The 16,722-nt window shown below is 66.5% G+C and carries 11 protein-coding genes; 4 read left to right on the top strand and 7 right to left on the bottom strand.

Annotated elements, in window-relative coordinates; genetic code table 11:
- Nucleotides 1-63: 63 nt before the first annotated feature.
- Nucleotides 64-1,140, top strand: a complete 1,077-nt coding sequence (locus tag PIB44_RS07450; RefSeq protein ID WP_278070916.1) for a PA0069 family radical SAM protein — start codon at nucleotides 64-66, stop codon at nucleotides 1,138-1,140.
- On the opposite strand, the gene PIB44_RS07445 is transcribed toward PIB44_RS07450, so the two are convergent.
- Nucleotides 1,141-2,382: a class I SAM-dependent RNA methyltransferase gene (locus PIB44_RS07445; protein WP_278070970.1), complete on the bottom strand. Its 1,242-nt coding sequence runs from the start codon at nucleotides 2,380-2,382 to the stop codon at nucleotides 1,141-1,143.
- A 157-nt stretch (nucleotides 2,383-2,539) separates the two neighbouring features.
- On the opposite strand from PIB44_RS07445, the gene PIB44_RS07440 reads away from it, so the two are divergent.
- The gene (locus PIB44_RS07440; RefSeq protein WP_278070914.1) at nucleotides 2,540-3,193 is read left to right on the top strand and encodes a glycine zipper 2TM domain-containing protein; all 654 of its coding nucleotides are present in this window, start codon (nucleotides 2,540-2,542) and stop codon (nucleotides 3,191-3,193) included.
- 73 nt (nucleotides 3,194-3,266) lie between these two features.
- Here PIB44_RS07440 and PIB44_RS07435 read toward each other — a convergent pair whose 3' ends face one another.
- The 6 genes from PIB44_RS07435 to hutC all read right to left on the bottom strand — a co-directional run bounded on the left by PIB44_RS07435 (nucleotide 3,267) and on the right by hutC (nucleotide 13,242).
- Nucleotides 3,267-3,992 (bottom strand): TlyA family RNA methyltransferase, encoded by a 726-nt coding sequence (locus PIB44_RS07435; protein ID WP_278070913.1) that lies wholly within the window; start codon nucleotides 3,990-3,992, stop codon nucleotides 3,267-3,269.
- Nucleotides 3,993-3,996: 4 nt separating this feature from the next.
- Nucleotides 3,997-6,738, bottom strand: coding sequence for a valine--tRNA ligase (locus PIB44_RS07430; RefSeq protein WP_278070912.1), 2,742 nt, complete (start codon nucleotides 6,736-6,738; stop codon nucleotides 3,997-3,999).
- Nucleotides 6,739-6,875: 137 nt separating this feature from the next.
- Nucleotides 6,876-10,259, bottom strand: coding sequence for a class I SAM-dependent DNA methyltransferase (locus tag PIB44_RS07425; protein WP_318035488.1), 3,384 nt, complete (start codon nucleotides 10,257-10,259; stop codon nucleotides 6,876-6,878).
- A 168-nt stretch (nucleotides 10,260-10,427) separates the two neighbouring features.
- A complete protein-coding gene (gene hutI / locus PIB44_RS07420) occupies nucleotides 10,428-11,645 on the bottom strand; it encodes an imidazolonepropionase (protein WP_376787739.1) in 1,218 nt (405 codons plus the stop codon).
- Complete coding sequence (locus tag PIB44_RS07415; RefSeq protein WP_278070909.1) at nucleotides 11,645-12,535, bottom strand: agmatinase family protein; 891 nt, start codon at nucleotides 12,533-12,535, stop codon at nucleotides 11,645-11,647. The genes hutI and PIB44_RS07415 overlap by 1 nt, the downstream gene beginning before the upstream one ends.
- Nucleotides 12,536-12,540: 5 nt before the next feature.
- Nucleotides 12,541-13,242: a histidine utilization transcriptional repressor HutC gene (gene hutC, locus PIB44_RS07410; protein WP_278070969.1), complete on the bottom strand. Its 702-nt coding sequence runs from the start codon at nucleotides 13,240-13,242 to the stop codon at nucleotides 12,541-12,543.
- A gap of 86 nt (nucleotides 13,243-13,328) precedes the next feature.
- Between hutC and hutU the strand changes: the two genes are divergently transcribed.
- Both hutU and hutH read left to right on the top strand, forming a co-directional pair.
- A complete protein-coding gene (gene hutU / locus PIB44_RS07405; protein ID WP_278070908.1) occupies nucleotides 13,329-15,002 on the top strand; it encodes a urocanate hydratase in 1,674 nt (557 codons plus the stop codon).
- Nucleotides 15,003-15,168: 166 nt separating this feature from the next.
- Nucleotides 15,169-16,698: a histidine ammonia-lyase gene (gene hutH / locus PIB44_RS07400; RefSeq protein WP_278070907.1), complete on the top strand. Its 1,530-nt coding sequence runs from the start codon at nucleotides 15,169-15,171 to the stop codon at nucleotides 16,696-16,698.
- Nucleotides 16,699-16,722: the final 24 nt, after the last annotated feature.

The raw sequence follows: 16,722 nt of genomic DNA, 5'->3' as shown, positions 1-16,722 counted from the left end.
CGCCTGTCGCCCGTCGCGCTATTTGTTCTTGCTTTGTTCTACCTCGTCCTGCATCCTGCAGTCATGAGTAAGGCGATTAACGGACGCGGCGCACGCTCCAACGCCTCGGGTCGGTACGAAGCCGACCGACGCGAGGCCTATGACGACGGCTGGACGGATCAGGACGAGGCGGCGGCCCCGCTTCGCACCACCCTGTCCCCGGAACGCGCTCGCACCATCATCGCCAAGAACACGAGTCCCGATATCGGCTTCGATCGCTCCATCAACCCCTACAAGGGCTGCGAACATGGCTGCATCTACTGCTACGCCCGTCCGTCCCATGCCTGGATGGGCCTATCCCCGGGCCTGGATTTCGAGAGCCGGATCTTCTTCAAGCCCGACGCCGCGCGTCTGCTGGAACAAGAGCTCTCAAAGCCCCGGTACGTCTGTCGGCGTATCCACATAGGGGGCAATACCGACCCCTATCAGCCGGTCGAGCGCGAGACAGCTTCCACGCGCTCGATCCTTGAGGTGATGCAGCGGTTCAACCACCCCTTCAGCATCATCACCAAGTCGGTGCTGATCGCGCGCGACGCCGACATTCTGGGCGACATGGGACGAAAGGGCCTGGCCTCCGCCTTCGTCTCCATCACCACCCTGGACCGCAAGCTGGCGCGGGCGATGGAGCCGCGCGCCTCAACCCCCGCCAAGCGGCTGGAGGCGATCAGCCGCCTCGCTGACGCCGGCTGCCCGGTCGGCGTCGGCTTCGCCCCCGTCATCCCTGGCCTGAACGACCATGAGCTGGAATCGGTGCTGGAGGCGGCTCAGAAGGCCGGCGCGACATCGGCCATGTATGTGACCCTGCGCCTGCCGCTTGAGATCAAGGACCTGTTCCGCGAATGGCTGGCCGACGCCCGCCCCGAGCGGGCGGCGCGCGTCATGTCCCTGATCCGCCAGACGCGCGGCGGCAAGGACTATGATCCCGACTGGTCGCAACGGATGAAGGGAACCGGCCCCGTCGCCGAACTGATCGCTGCGCGCTTCAAGGCGGCGGTCAAACGCTATGGGCTGGATGGACCCCGTCATGCGCTCGACATGACCCAGTTCCGCGTCCCGGCAGACGCCCGACCGCAACTGGACCTGTTCGATCTGGCGTCCTGATCAGCGCCGAAATACGCCGACCAGTTCGATATGAGTCGACCAGATGAACTGATCGATCGGCGTAACCTTCTCCAGCCGGAAACCGGCGTCGACCAGCACCCGCGCGTCCCGAGCGAAGGTCTGAGGGTTGCACGACACGCCAACGATGACCGACGCCTTCGTGCCGGGCAGTTGCTGCGTCTGCTCCAACGCGCCCGCGCGCGGCGGGTCCAGAACGATGGCTTCGCAGCCCTTGAGGTCATAGGGTGACAAGGGACGGCGGAACAGATCGCGCGCCTGCGCCTCGATACCCTTCAGGCCTTGGGCCGTACTCACGCCCGCCTTCAGGGCCGCGATGGAGGCGGCGGCGGAATCGGCGGCCATGACGCTGGCCACCTCCGCCAGCGGGAAGGTGAAGGTTCCGGCCCCACAGAACAGGTCGGCGACCTTCTTGGCCCCTTTCACCGCCGCGACCGCGCGCGCGACCATGGCTGCTTCGGCGGCAGGCGACGCCTGAAGAAAAGCGCCCGGCGGCAAAGGCACTGACGCACGCCCGAACCGCACGCGCGGCTGGCGCGCCATGACCAGCGTCTCGCCATCCAGACTGAGCCGCGCCAGATCGGCCTCCGCCGCCGCCGCGATGGCCAGCGCCAGTTGATCTCCATTGAGGCCGCCTGACCGCTTCTCCACGCCGGTCACATCGACGTCCAGACCGCTGTCCGTCAGGGTGACATGCAGGGTCGGCGCCGATTTGGGATGCCCCAGCAAGGGCGCGGCGATCTTGGCGAGCGCAGGCAGAGCCGCCGTCAGTTGCGGATCCGACAATGGACAGTCTGTCAGTTCGACCACCCGCCACGACTTGCGCGCCTTGAACCCCAGAATGACCCGCCCGTCCGGCAGCTTGCGCGCGTGCAGCGCCAGGCGACGGCGGCTGGCCAGCGGCGTGGCCACGGCCGCCTCGACCTCAGTCTCCAAGCCTTCGCGCGCCAGCGTCTGGATCACCACCTCGCGCTTCCACGCCAGATAGGGTTCCTCGGCCCAGTGCTGCAGCGGCGCCACGCCGCATTCGGCATAGGTCTGCGAGTGGATCGGGCGCCGATCAGGGCTGGCCTCGATCAGGTCGAAGCGCTCGGCCCGGCCGTCCTTGACCTCGGCGGCGACGACCTCGCCCGGCAAGGCGCCGGGCACGAAGATCGGGCCGTCGGCGGTGTCGGCGATCCCGTCGCCCTGATGGCCCATGCGGGCGATGGTCAGCGTCTGCATCATGCAGCGGCTTCTAGCGACTTCCGCGCGAAAATCGAAACATGAACGAAGATGAACGACGCGCTCAAAAGCCGTTCAGCTTCGCCGCCCTATCAATGGCTGCAACAGACGGCGACCTGATCCGTTCAGGTGCGGCCTCCGTCGAAGGAAAAGAACGATGATCGCTCTCATCTCGAAAAAAGCCTCGGCCGCCGCCATCGCCGCCCTGGCCTGCGCCTCGGCCGTCGCCCTGCCTGGCGTCGCCTCGGCCCAGAGCTATGGCTACGACTATCCGCCTGCCTATGGTTACGGCAACAGCGGCTACAGCCAGGGAACCTATTACGACCCCTGCGTCCGCGATCAGCGTCAGCGCGCCACGACCGGCGGCGTTCTGGGCGCCGCCATCGGCGCCATCGCCGGTTCCCAGATGGCCGCGCGCGGCCGCCGTACCGAGGGCAGCGCCCTGGGCGGCGTTCTGGGCGCCGCGATCGGCGCGGGCGTGGGCAACAGCTCGGCCGCCTGCGACAGCCGCTACCGCCGCGACGCCGACTACGGCTATCAGGGGACGTATGTCCCGCCGGCCTATGGTTATGACAACCGAGGCTACGACAGCCGCAGCTATGACAATCGCGCCTATGACCGTCGTTATGACGACCGCCGCGACAGCTACGACTATTACCGGGACTACCCCGACACCTACGCCTCTGCGCCCCGCGACGCCGATCAGTGCCGCCTGGCCGAGAGCAACATCCGTCTTCCCGACGGTCGCATGGAGACGCGCTATGTGCGCACCTGCATGGACCAATCGGGCCGTTATCGCGTCGTCGATTAAGTTTCAGCCCCCCTGTCAATCGACGATGTGAAGAGGGCCGCCGGCGATCCGGCGGCCCTCAAATCGTTTCAGCTCAGGCCTTCTGCGCCCAGAGCAGGAACTCGACGTTGCCGTCGCCGCCGGTGATGGGACTGTCGGCGACCTCGCGCACGGTCCAGCCGCATTCCTCCAGCCAGTCGCGCACCCGGGCCACGGCTGCGGCGTGGGCCTCCGGGTCCTTGACCACGCCCTTCTTGCCGACCGCCTTGGGGCCCTCCGCCTCGAACTGAGGCTTCACCAGGGTGATCAGGTCCGCCTCCGCCGCCGCCAGATCAAGGGCGGCAGGCAGCACCTTTAACAGGCTGATGAAGCTGGCGTCGCAGACGATCAGGGACGGAGCCTCGGTGATGATCTCGGGCGTCAGGTCGCGGGCGTCGGTCTTTTCCAGATTGATCACGCGGGGATCGTCGGCGACCGAGGGATGCAGTTGCCCCGTGCCGACATCCACGGCGAAGATCCGGGCCGCGCCGCGATCCAGACAAACCTCGGTGAAGCCGCCAGTCGAGGCGCCGACATCCAGAACAACACGCCCATCGACCGCGACCGGCCACAGGTCCAGAGCGCGTTCCAGCTTCAGCGCGCCGCGCCCGACCCAGCGATGGGCGGCCTCGGCCTCAATGAACGCGTCCTCCGCGACCTTTTCCGACGGCTTTGCGACCGTGCGGCCGTCGGCTTTCACCAACCCAGCCTCGATGGCGGCGCGGGCGCGGGCGCGGCTGTCGAAGACGCCCCGCGCGACGAGCAGTTGGTCGATCCTCATGCCGTTACAAGGCTTCCAACCGCTTCAACGCGGCCTGCAGGCGGGCCTTGCCCTCCTCCGCTTCGGCCAGCTTGGCGCGCTGCTCCTCGACCACTTCGGCGGCGGCGCGGGCGACGAAGTTCGGATTGCCCAGCTTCTTGTTCACATGGCCGATGTCGGAGTCGAAGGCGGCGATTTCTTTCTCGAGGCGCGCGCGCTCGGCGGCCAGATCGATGATCCCGGCCAGCGACAGGGCGACGGTCGCCCCGCCCGAGACGAAGGTCACGGCCCCGGCCGGCGCGGCCTCGGCCACGGCGACCTCGGACACGCGGCCCAGCGTCAGGATCAAGTCGCGGTGGCGCGCGATGCGCTCAGCCGTGGCTGCGTCCGGCGCAACGAAGGCCAGCGGCGGCTTGGCCGACGGCGGCACGTTCATCTCGGCCCGCAAGGCGCGGATCTCGCCGATCAGATCCACCAGCCAGCCGATCTCGGCTTCGGCGTCCGCATCGACGAAGGCGTCCGGCAGCACCGGCCACGTCTCGCCGATCAGCAGGCCGTCGCGCGCCGGGCCTTCCTTGCCCAGTTCGGCCCACAGCTCCTCGGTGATGTAGGGCATGACCGGGTGCAGCAGCTTCAGCGTCTGGTCGATGGTCCAGGCCGTCATGGCGCGCGTCTCGGCCTTGGCGGCTTCGTCCGAGCCGTTGAACACCGGCTTGGCCAGTTCCAGATACCAATCGCAGAACACGTTCCAGATGAAGCGGTACAGGGCGCCCGCCGCGTCGTCGAAACGCCCGCCCTCGATGGCGTCCGACACCTGGCGCTCGGCCTTGGTCAGTTCGCCGCGAATCCAGCGGTTGATCGTCTGCTGCGCGCCGGCGGGGTCGAAGCCCTCGACGCGGCGCGCCTCGTTCATCTGGCTGAAGCGAGCCGCGTTCCACAGCTTGGTGCCGAAATTGCGATAACCTTCAATGCGCTGCTTCGACAACTTGATGTCGCGCGTGCCCGACAGGATCGCCATCGTAAAGCGCAGCGGATCGGCGCCCAATTCGTCGATGATGTTCAGCGGGTCGATGACGTTGCCCTTCGACTTTGACATCTTCTGGCCCTTCTCGTCGCGGACCAGACCGTTGATGATGACGCGCTTGAAGGGGACTTCGCCGTCCATGAAATGCAGGCCCATCATCATCATCCGGGCGACCCAGAAGAAGATGATGTCCGCCGCCGTGACCAGGTCGCTGGTCGGATAGAAGCGCTGCAGATCCTCGGTCTTTTCCGGCCAGCCCATGGTCGAGAAGGGCCACAGGGCCGAGCTGAACCAGGTGTCCAGAACGTCCTCGTCCTGGGTCAGCACGACCTCGGAATCATAGTCCGACATCGCCTGTTCGCGGGCGTCCTCTTCCGTCTCGGCGACGTAGATCTCGCCGTTCGGGCCGTACCAGGCCGGGATGCGATGGCCCCACCACAGCTGGCGCGAAATGCACCAGGGTTCGATGTTGCGCAGCCACTCGAAGTAGATCTTCTCGTAGGATTTCGGCTCGAAGACGGTGGCGCCGTCCTCGACCGCCTTCAGGGCGGGCTGGGCCATGACCTTGGCGTCGACGTACCACTGGTCCGTCATCCACGGCTCGATGACGACGCCTGAGCGGTCGCCGTGCGGGACCATGTGCTTGGTCTTCTCGATCTCGCGCAGCCAGCCTTCTTCCTCGGCGCGGACGACGATGGCCTTGCGCGCGGCGAAGCGGTCCATGCCCTCGTACTCGGCGGGCACGTCCAGCGTGTCGGCGGCGGTGATGCGACCGAAGGCGTCCATGACGTTCAGGGCTTCAAGTCCTGCACGCTTTCCGACACCGAAGTCGTTGAAATCATGCGCAGGCGTGATCTTCACCGCGCCCGAGCCCTTGGTCGGATCGGCGTAGTCGTCAGCGACGATCGGCACGCGACGGCCGGTGATCGGCAGGGTCACGAACTTGCCGACCAGACCCGTATAGCGCTCATCCTCCGGGTGAACCGCTACGCCGGTGTCGCCCAGCATGGTCTCGGGCCGCGTCGTGGCGACGACGATGAAGTCGCGCGTCTCGAGCTCGGTCGCCTTGCCGTCCTCGTCGAAGGCGACCGGGTGCTGATAGGTCACGCCGTCGGCCAGCGGATAGGCGAAGTGCCAATAGGCGCCGTCGACCTCCTTCTGCTCGACCTCGAGATCCGAGATGGCCGTCTGGAAGTGCGGGTCCCAGTTCACCAGACGCTTGTCGCGATAAATCAGGCCGTCCTTGTGCAACTGCACGAAGACCTTGCGGACGGCGGCGTTCAGCCCCTCGTCCAGGGTGAAGCGTTCGCGGCTCCAGTCGCACGACGCGCCCAGGCGACGCAGCTGGCGCACGATGGTCCCGCCGGATTCGGCCTTCCATTCCCACACCTTCTCGATGAAGGCGTCGCGGCCCATGTCGCGCCGCCCCGGAGCGCCCTCAGCCGCCAGTTTGCGCTCGACCACCATCTGTGTGGCGATGCCCGCGTGGTCGGTGCCCGGCAGCCACAGGACGGCCTTGCCCTTCATCCGGTGATAGCGGGCGAGGATGTCCTGCAGCGTGTTGTTCAGGGCGTGGCCGATGTGCAGGCTGCCCGTTACGTTCGGCGGCGGAATGACGATCGAATAGGCGTCGGCGGCGCCGTCAGTGGGCTTTGCCGCGCGCGGGGCGAACAGGCCGCTCTCCTCCCACTGGGCGTAGATGCGCGGCTCGGCGGCCTTGGGTTCGAACGTCTTCTCAAGCATGGTCATCTCGTTTCCCCCCGGCCCAGCGCGAATGCGCCGCCGATCGAGGCTGGAATTCTTCGGTAAAGCAAAGGGCGGCCCCGCCGGAACCGCCCTTAAGTGACTTAATGATCGCCGCAGCTCACGGCTAGGTCAAATCAGAAGCCGCGCGGTGAGAACCAACCTTCTCCCGCGCGCTGAACCGACCCCACTGCGGCCAGGATCGCCAGCATCTGTTCCAAGCGATCCATCTTGCGGCGGCCATTCGGCCCGGCGAAACGGCTCGACAGTTCACCCAGCGACAGCGGCCCGTCCTCGAGCCGCAGAACATCCAGAACCTCTGCGGCCAGTTCTTCCGGGGCCTCTGGCAGGGGTTTAACATCGGCCACACGCGAGCGCGGCGCCTGCGCCTGCGCCGCGCGGTCCCGTCGCGCCGGCTTCACACGATCCTGCTGATAATCCGGACGCAGAAAGAGGACATGCCCCTTCCCCTCCTGATCGGCGCGAACCTTGTTCAGCTCCAGCAGAGCGGTCAGCGTATCCTCATCCGTCATCGCGGAGGGCCAGCCGTATGCCCGCTGGACCTCGGCGTCCAAGCGCCGGTGCAAGTGGTCAAGAACGCCGAAGCGAGGTGAATCTCGCCGATTGTAGAGTTCCGTCATCGTCAGCGAGCGATCCTGAACCATCAACTCATTTCGAAAGGCGTCGATCTCATCTGCGATCACGCCGATCTCGTGCCCCACGGCGCCGTCCAGCGGAGGGAAAGGAAAGGCGTCGAAGCAAACCTTCTTGTTATAGACCGGACGATCTTCCAGACGCCCGCCCATCGCCAGCGCCCAAACGCCGTGCGCACGGGACGACAGCACGCCCAGAACACGGGGATCATCCGACGCGACCGCCACCACCGTGTTGTCGGGCAGAACATCCGCATCCAGGAAGCGGAACCAACGGTGCTTGGATTTCTCGACCGTGGCGATGTAGCGGGGCAGCCCGCGCAAGGCGTCGCGGAAGGCGCCTCGCGGCTCGCCGAACACCCACCATTTGTCGCGATAGGCGGCCCGACTGTTCCGGTCACGCTCGACCTTCACTGTGTCCGTCAGGCGCCGAAAAAGCTGTGGCCAGGAGCGCCGGACTTCGGCCTCCTCCAGGCCGTACAGGTCGATCACCTTCACGCCTCGGGGGCTGGCGGCCAGATCGCGCCCGTTCCGATAGGCGCGGATCGGCGGCGCATCCACGCAAGCGCGCGCCAGTTCGTCGGCCTCGCCTTCCGAGACGATAAAGCCCGCGCCGTGCAGCTTGACGCCCGGCGAACACAGGAGTGCGTTCGCCCTCAACGGCTGGGCGGAGGACATCCCACCGCCTATGGTCAGATCGGCGCCGATATCGCCGCGCTGTTCATCGAACTGAGGGACGATCTCGCCGCCAGCATCCGGACGCTCCTCACGGATCGTCAGCAGACGCCCCTGTCCGTTCGGGCCTCCGCGCTCGGCCACCGTCATGGCGATGCGCACCTCAGCGCCGCGCTCCTCGCGCTTGCTCCAGGGATGGTCAGGAATGGCGAAGGTCAGCCGCATGGGCGGCTCACCGTTCAGGTGATGCTCCAGCACGCGGCGCGAGAAATCCTGGGTGATGGAGTTGGTGGTGATGAAGCCGAACCGACGCAACTGGCTATTCGGCGCCGTCAGAATCTCGGCCGCCCGACCCCACCACGCCATGACCAGGTCGGCCGAGCGGAACCGCCCCTGCCGCACCCGCCACAGGGCGTCGACATAGCCGTCGCCCAGCTCCCGCCGCAGATTCTTGGCGGCAATAAAGGGCGGATTGCCGATGATGAAGTGCGCCACGGGCCATTGGGTCGGCTGGGGCTGGCGATATTGCACGACCTCTGTTTCCTGGTTGAACCGCCACAGACTGATCGGGCGACCGCGCGCATCGCGACGCAGGTCTTCGCCCGCCGATACCAGCAGAGCGTCGGCCCGGATAATACGGTCGCGCCCCCGTCTTGGCGCCAGTAGGCCGGCAGCGGCCAGTTGGGACGGCGCCTCGCCGTTGCGGATGCGCCATTGCAGGTATCCGATCCACATAACGACCTCGGCGATCGAGGCCGCGTGATCGGATTTCTCAATGCCCCAGAACTGGGCCGGGCTGATATTGCGGCGCACAGCCCCGTCGGTCGTCTCGCCCCCGAGCCGCTGCAAGACGCTGAGGACCTCCCGCTCCAGGTCCTTCATCATGGTCATGGCGACATAGAGGAAGTTGCCTGTTCCGCAGGCGGGGTCCAGCACCCGGATCGCGCAGAGGCGCCGCTGGAACCGCCGGACCGCCGCTCGAGCAGCCACGGCTTCGCCCCGCGCGTAATCGCTGACCGCACAGGCTCGCACCGCCTCCCAGTCCGCCCGCAGAGGTTCTATGATCGTGGCATCCACCAGCCGCTGCACATAGGCTCTTGGCGTGTAATGCGCGCCGAGTTCGGTGCGGTCGCCGGGTTCCAGCGCGCGCTCCAGAAAGCTTCCGAAAACAGCAGGCTCTACGGCCGACCAGTCGCAGGCAGCGGCGCGTATCAATACCTCCAGATCAGCCTCGCTGAGCGGCAGCGCCACCTCCTCGCGGAACAGGCCGCTGCCGAATGCCGGCACATCCTGACGCAAGGCGGCGCAGTGGCCTCCGCGCGCCAGATTGCGGAATACGGTCGCCGCGCTCAGGTGAAAGCGAGCCGCATTTCCGCGATAGCTTTCCAGCAACGTCAGAAAACCCTTGTGGCGGATCAGACCGACGCTGTCGGCGTACATCGCCAGAATGCACTGCATCACGAACATGAAGATGCGGCGATCCGTGATCGGCTGAAACGCCTGCGATGGATCCTGCAACGCCCGATCCCGCATTGAACGAACTAATTGCCCAAGCAGGCCCGAAATCTCGTGCGTCGCCGCGTTCACCGGGCGTTGCGGATCAAGGCTGCGGGGGGCGTCCCACACCTTTCGCAGACGTTCCCTGATCGCCGGATCACGCAAATCCGTCAGATCGATGCGGCTGCTCTTCACATCTGGAAACGGCGCATAGCCCCTCCCCGCCCGCTCGAAGTCAGCCCACAGGTGAACGGCCGCGCCGACATCGACCGTCATCAAGAACGGCGGATATTCCGGCAGGGCCGCAGCATAGTTCTCACCCTGGGCGTGAGCCCGGATCATCAGGCCATCCAAGGCTTCCACGCTACCCTTAGGCGCCTTTCGACCCCGCCCATTTAGAAGCGCCGCAAGCTGACGCAGCTCCAAGTCGCCATCAGGCGCGCGTTTCGGAGAATGCTTGAGCTCCATCACGAAAGAGCCGTGCTTGAAACAGTCGATGGAGCCGTGGCGGCTAGTTCCGTCGGGCAGAGAAAACTTCACCGCGCGTTCGAAACAATAGTCCCGGTCCCCCACCGAATCCTGTCCCGGCGCAGCTACGCCCAGGACGGCGCATAGCTGGATAATAAAGCTCTGGCAGTTCGCCCTTTCGCTGATCGTCGCTTCGCTCCAGCGCGCAATAAAAGCCTCGACGTCCATAGATTGTCCCTCCCAAGAGAAACACTCTCATAACGCGAATATATTAATTGTAACAACTTAAGATAGCATTTCTAGCGGCTCAACCGCTCCGGCAGGGCTGCCGGAGGTTAAAAAACGGGAAGCTGAAATGGCGTTTGGGCCGAGGATGGCGCCGGCTAATCTTCAGCCTCAGATACTGCGATCGACCCCGGCGACATAGCGGCAGTGCAGCAGCGGCTTGCCCAACCAATAGGCCAGTTCCGCCGGGCGGCTTATGTCCCACACGGCCAGATCGGCCGCCTTGCCCGCCTCCACCGTGCCGATCTCATCGTGCAACCCTAGCGCGCGGGCTGCATTGCGCGTGGCGCCCGCCAGCGCCTCTTCCGGCGTCAGGCGGAACTGGACGCAGGCCAAGTTGATCGCCGCCGTCATTGAGGCGACCGGCGAGGTGCCGGGGTTGCAGTCCGTCGCCACCGCCATGCGCGCGCCATGCTGGCGCAGCAGGGCGATCGGCGGCGCCTGCGTCTCGCGCAGCATCAGGAAGGCGCCGGGCAGCAGCACCGCCACCACGCCCGCCTCGGCCATCGCCTTTACGCCCCGCTCGGTCGTGTGCTCGATGTGGTCGGCGGACAGGGCGTGATAGCGGGCGGCCAGAGCAGCGCCGCCGCCATCCGACAGCTGGTCGGCGTGCAGCTTGACCGGCAAGCCCAGTTCCTCAGCCTTGCCGAACAGGCGGCCGACCTCCTCGACCGAGAAGGCGATGGGTTCGCAATAGGCGTCCACCGCATCGACCAACCCCTCGGCGTGGGCGGCGGGCAGGATTTCATCCACAGCCTTGTCGACATAGGCGGCGCGGTCGGCCTTATGCTCAGGCGGCACGGCGTGAAGGCCAAGATAGGAGGTGCGCACCCGCACCCCTGCCTCGCGCCCGATGCGGCGGGCGACGCGCAGCATCTTCAGCTCGCTGTCGTGATCCAGACCATATCCGGACTTGATCTCGACCGTGGTGACGCCGGTGGCCTTGAGTCCCTCCAGCCGCGCCAGGGCCGAGACGTAGAGCTGATCCTCGCTCTCCTCGCGCGTGGCGCGCACGGACGAGACGATGCCGCCCCCGGCGCGGGCGATCTCCTCATAGGTCGCGCCCTCCAACCGCCGCTCGAACTCGCCCGAGCGGTCGCCGCCGAAGACCAGATGGGTGTGGCAGTCGATTAGCCCAGGCGTGACCCAGCGCCCGCCCAGACGGTCGGTTTCCACAGCCTTGTGCACAGGCAGATCCGCGCGCGGCCCGACCCAGGCGATGCGCCCGTCCTTAATCAGGATGGCGGCGTCCTCGATCGCGCCATAGGGCTCGCCGCCCTCGGTCATCGCGGCGACGTGGCAGTCGGTGATCAACAGGTCGGCGTCGATCATCGCGCGGCCACTCCGCTGAGGATTTCACAGAACCAACGACCCGCCGTCAGGGAGCCGAGGTCGCCGACTTCCAGCGACGGGTCGTATTCGGTCAGGTCGACCGCGCGCACCTTGGCATGGGCGCCGATGGCGCGGGCGGCGTCGAAGAAGTCATGCACCGACACCCCGCCTGGCCGCGCGCCGGGGCTGGCAGGCCACTGGCTGCGGTCGATCACGTCGATGTCGAAATCGACGTAGATGACCTCGCACAGAGACGACAGACGCTCCAATTCCTCGACCACGATATTGGCCAGGCCGCGCTGACGGCATTCGCGGGCGGTGCGGACGCTGATGCCGGCCGCCTCGGCCTTTTCGTGGGCGCGACGGGTATTGGCGAAGGGGGCGAGGCCCACTTGGCTGATGCGATGGCCGTCCATCCCGTCATCCAGCAGCGCCTGGATCGGATTGCCGTTGGTCAGGCCCTGATCCGTGTCGCGCAGGTCAAAATGGGCGTCGAGCGTCAGCACGCCGACGCGATCCAACCCGAGCGCATGGACGCCCGGCCGGGTGATGGCGTTGTTGCCGCCAACCAGGATGGTGAGGTCGCGGTGAGCCTGCGCCGCCACCGCGTTACGCACCGGCTCAAAAGCCTCTAACGGCGAGACGGCCTTCAGCGCCACATCACCGGCGTCATGGACCGGCACGTCCAGCTCGAGCCCCGTTTCGACATCATAGGTCGATAGGCGCGGCAGCACGGCGCGCAGAGTCTTGGGGCCCAGGTCACAACGGCCCGGCGTCAGCGACCGCTCGTTCAGCGGCGCACCGATCAGGGCGACGCGCGCGTCGGGATGATGGCCCACCAGATCGCCGACAGATCGCCACCCCAGGGCTTCAGACGGTTCGCTCATAGGGGTCATCCTTTGGTCGGGGAAAAACGCGCGACCAGATCATAGGCCGCGCCGGGGAAAATCTGTGAGGCCCAGGTCACGCCCTGACCGTCGCGCCAGGTTCGGCGCTCCAACCGCAGGCAGGGCGCGCCGTCGGCCAGACCCAGCCCCGCCGCCGTCTCATGATCGGCGCCGACGGCAGAAATGCGGTGCTCAGCCTCGGTCCAGGGCATGTGGGCCAAAAGCCAGCCGCCCGGCGGCTGCGTGTTGAAGTCGGCGGTCTCCGCCTCGGGCGCCGCCGTCAGTGAAATCAGACGCCGCTCGAACACGAACGGCAGATCATCCGCCAGATGCAGGGTCTGAAGTTCCACAACCTTGCCGCCCAGCCCCTCTTCGTCCTCACCGGCCGGGCGCACGATCCGGCCCAGCAGGCGGTGGGAATAGGCCAGCCCCCGCCCCTCGACCTCGGACTGAATGTCGGGAATGGCGACCAGAGCCGAGGAATGCACCGGCGGATGGGCCACCACAGTCCCGGCGCGGCGACGGCGAACGACCAGCCCGCGAGACGCCAGATCGGACATGGCCCGCGACACCGTCATGCGGGCGCAACCGTATTCCGCCGTCAGTTCAGCCTCGGTCGGGATGCGGAAACCCGGCCGCCACTCGCCCGAGGCGATGCGGCGCTCGATGTCGCCCGCAATGCGACGATGAAGCGGCTCCTGATCCATCATGCGAAACTGCCCCTTGCGCGCATTAATGTCTAGACATAACACTGAGCCCAACATTCGACTGCCGAAGCCGCATGGAGGATTCGATGTCCACGCCCAACACTCGCCAGAATACCAGAGTGATCCGCAGCCCGCGCGGGCCGGAAAAGACTGCAAAAACCTGGGCGGCCGAAGCCGCCATGCGGATGCTGATGAACAACCTCGACCCCGAGGTGGCCGAGCGTCCCGAGGATCTGGTCGTCTATGGCGGCATCGGCAAGGCCGCCCGCAACTGGCAAGCCTTCGACACCATCGTCGACCAGCTGCAGAAGCTGGAAGCCGACGAGACCTTGATGGTGCAGTCGGGCAAGCCGGTCGGCGTGTTCCGCACTCATGTCGACGCACCGCGCGTGTTGATCGCCAACTCCAACCTGGTGCCCAAATGGGCGACTTGGGACCATTTCAACGAGCTCGATAAGAAGGGCCTGGCCATGTACGGCCAGATGACCGCCGGGTCGTGGATCTACATCGGCACCCAGGGCATCGTTCAGGGTACCTATGAGACCTTCATGGAGGCGGGTCGCCAGCACTATGGCGGCGACTGGTCGGGCAAGTGGATCCTGACGGCGGGCCTCGGCGGCATGGGCGGCGCCCAGCCGCTGGCCGCGACCATGGCCGGCGCCTCATGCATCACCATCGAGTGCCAGCGCAGCCGCATCGAGTTCCGCCTGCGCACCCGCTATGTCGACGTCATGGCCGAAACCCTGGACGAGGCGCTGGCCCTCTTGGAGCAGTCATTCAAGGACAAGAAACCCTTGTCGATCGGCCTGTTGGGCAATGCGGCTGATCTTCTGCCTGAAATGGTTAAGCGCGGAGTTCGCCCCGATCTGGTGACCGATCAGACCAGCGCCCACGACCCCGTCAACGGTTACCTGCCCTCGGGCTGGACCGTCGCCGAGTGGGAAGAGAAGCGCGTCAGCGACCCCGCCGCCGTCGAGACCGCCGCCCGCGCGTCGATGGCGACCCACGTCAAGGCCATGCTGGACTTCCAGAAGATGGGCGTCCCCACGACCGACTACGGCAACAACATCCGCCAGGTCGCCTTTGATGAAGGCGTCGAGAACGCCTTCGACTTCCCCGGCTTCGTGCCCGCCTATATCCGCCCGCTGTTCTGCCGCGGCATCGGCCCGTTTCGCTGGGCCGCCCTGTCAGGTGATCCTGAGGACATCCGCAAGACGGATGAGGCGATGAAGAAGCTCTTCCCCGACAACGCAGGCCTGCACCGCTGGCTCGACATGGCGGGCGAGCGCATCGCCTTTCAGGGCCTGCCGGCGCGCATATGCTGGATCGGTCTGGGCGACCGTCACCGCGCGGGCCTGATGTTCAACGAGATGGTGGCCTCGGGCGAACTGAGCGCCCCCATCGTCATCGGCCGCGACCATCTGGACAGCGGCTCCGTCGCCAGCCCGAACCGCGAGACCGAGGCCATGATGGACGGCTCGGACGCCGTGTCCGACTGGCCGTTGCTGAACGCCTTGCTGAACACCGCGTCGGGCGCGTCCTGGGTGTCGCTGCACCACGGCGGCGGGGTCGGCATGGGCTATAGCCAGCACTCGGGCGTCGTCATCGTCGCCGACGGCACGCCGGAGGCCGCCAAGCGTCTGGAGCGCGTCCTGTGGAACGACCCGGCCACCGGCGTCATGCGCCACGCCGACGCCGGATACGACATCGCCAAGGACGCCGCGCGCGAACACGGCCTGAACCTGCCGAGCCTGACATGAAATCCCTTCTCCCCTCGGGGGAGAAGGTGGCTCGCGCAGCGAGGCGGATGAGGGGGCTGCGTCCTCATGCTCATCGTCGGCTGGCGAGCCTGCTGAACCCTACCCCTCATCCGAGCGGCTCCGCCGCCCACCTTCTCCCCCAAGGGGAGAAGGCAAAGGACTACCAATGACTCAGATCCTTATCGGCCAAGACCCGCTGACTCTTAATCAGCTGCGCCAAGTCCTGAATGGCCCTGTTCAGGTTGAACTCACGCCCGCCGCCTGGGCCAATGTCGAAAAGGGCGCGGCGACCGTCGCCGCCATTCTGGACGAAGGCCGAACCGTCTACGGCATCAACACCGGCTTCGGCCTGCTAGCCAACACCAGCATTGCGGCGGAAGACCTTGAAACCCTTCAGAAGAACCTGGTGCTCAGCCACGCCTGCGGCGTCGGCGAGCCGCTGAGCGAGAACGTCACCCGCCTGCTGATGGTGCTGAAGATCGCCAGCCTGTCGAAGGGCGCCTCGGGCGTTCGGCGACATACGCTGGAGAGCCTGATCGGCATGGTCAACGCCGAGGTCCTGCCGCTGATCCCGTCCAAGGGTTCCGTTGGCGCGTCGGGCGATCTGGCGCCGCTGGCCCATATGTCGTGCGTCCTGATCGGTGTCAGCGAGGCCCGCTATCAGGGTCAGACGCTGGACGCGGTGACGGCCCTGGCCAAGGCCGGGCTGAATCCCGTCGTTCTGGGCCCCAAGGAAGGCCTGGCCCTGCTGAATGGCACCCAGTGCTCGACGGCCCTGGCCCTGACCGGCCTGTTCGCGGCCGAAGACGTGTTCGCCGCCGCCATCGCTGCTGGCGCCCTGTCGGTCGACGCTCTCAAGGGTTCGGACGCGCCGTTCGACCCCCGCATCCACGCGTTGCGGGGCCAGCCGGGCCAGATCGACGTGGCGCGGCGCCTGCGCGAACTGCTGAGCGGCAGCGCCATCCGCGACAGCCACCGCCACGACTGCGCCAAGGTGCAGGATCCCTACTCCCTGCGCTGCCAGCCCCAGGTCATGGGCGCCACGCTCGACGTCCTGCGCAACGCCGCCGCCATGCTGGAGCGTGAAGCCAACGCCGTGACCGACAATCCGCTGGTCTTCATCGAGGACGGCGACGTCATCTCCGGCGGCAACTTCCACGCCGAACCCGTTGCTTATGCAGCAGATCAGATCGCCATGGTCCTGTGCGAGATCGGCAATATCTCCGAGCGCCGCACCTCCATCCTGGTCGATCCCAAGATGACCGACCTGCCCGCCTTCCTGGTCAAGGACAGCGGCGTGAACTCGGGCTTCATGATCGCCCAGGTGACGGCGGCGGCTCTGGTGGCCGAGAACCGCATGGTCGCCCACCCCTGCGTCATCGACACCGTGCCGACCAGCGCCAACCAGGAAGACCACGTGTCGATGGCCACCCACGGCGCGCGCCGCCTGCTGGACATGGCCGAGAACACGGCGACCGTGGTCGGCATCGAACTGCTGGCCGCGGCGCAAGGCATCGAGTTCCGCCGTCCGCTGACCTCCTCGCCGGAGTTGGAGCAGACCTACGCCATCGTGCGCGAGGCCTGCGGCGCCTATACCGAAGACCGCTATTTTGCGCCGGACATCGCCCGTGTAACCGAGGGCGTCCGTGCTGGCCGCTATCGCCCCTTCGCCGGCGATCTGCTGCCTTCGGCTTGAACCAGACGGCGGTTGAGCGCTTTC

This window comes from Brevundimonas sanguinis (genome assembly GCF_029636725.1).
Classification (GTDB): domain Bacteria; phylum Pseudomonadota; class Alphaproteobacteria; order Caulobacterales; family Caulobacteraceae; genus Brevundimonas; species Brevundimonas sanguinis.
The sequence above is the reverse complement of the archived record's forward strand: the minus strand, read 5'-3'. Positions and strand labels throughout refer to the sequence as shown.

Excerpts from the sequence above, each read along its gene's own strand:
- PIB44_RS07445 (WP_278070970.1), bottom strand. The coding sequence starts at position 2,382 with ATGCAGACGCTGACCATCGCCCGCATGGGCCATCAGGGCGACGGGATC.
- PIB44_RS07425 (WP_318035488.1), bottom strand. The coding sequence starts at position 10,259 with ATGGACGTCGAGGCTTTTATTGCGCGCTGGAGCGAAGCGACGATCAGC.
- hutH (WP_278070907.1), top strand. The coding sequence starts at position 15,169 with ATGACTCAGATCCTTATCGGCCAAGACCCGCTGACTCTTAATCAGCTG.
- PIB44_RS07415 (WP_278070909.1), bottom strand. The coding sequence starts at position 12,535 with ATGAGCGAACCGTCTGAAGCCCTGGGGTGGCGATCTGTCGGCGATCTG.
- hutC (WP_278070969.1), bottom strand. The coding sequence starts at position 13,242 with ATGGATCAGGAGCCGCTTCATCGTCGCATTGCGGGCGACATCGAGCGC.
- PIB44_RS07450 (WP_278070916.1), top strand. The coding sequence starts at position 64 with ATGAGTAAGGCGATTAACGGACGCGGCGCACGCTCCAACGCCTCGGGT.
- hutU (WP_278070908.1), top strand. The coding sequence starts at position 13,329 with ATGTCCACGCCCAACACTCGCCAGAATACCAGAGTGATCCGCAGCCCG.
- PIB44_RS07430 (WP_278070912.1), bottom strand. The coding sequence starts at position 6,738 with ATGCTTGAGAAGACGTTCGAACCCAAGGCCGCCGAGCCGCGCATCTAC.
- PIB44_RS07440 (WP_278070914.1), top strand. The coding sequence starts at position 2,540 with ATGATCGCTCTCATCTCGAAAAAAGCCTCGGCCGCCGCCATCGCCGCC.
- PIB44_RS07435 (WP_278070913.1), bottom strand. The coding sequence starts at position 3,992 with ATGAGGATCGACCAACTGCTCGTCGCGCGGGGCGTCTTCGACAGCCGC.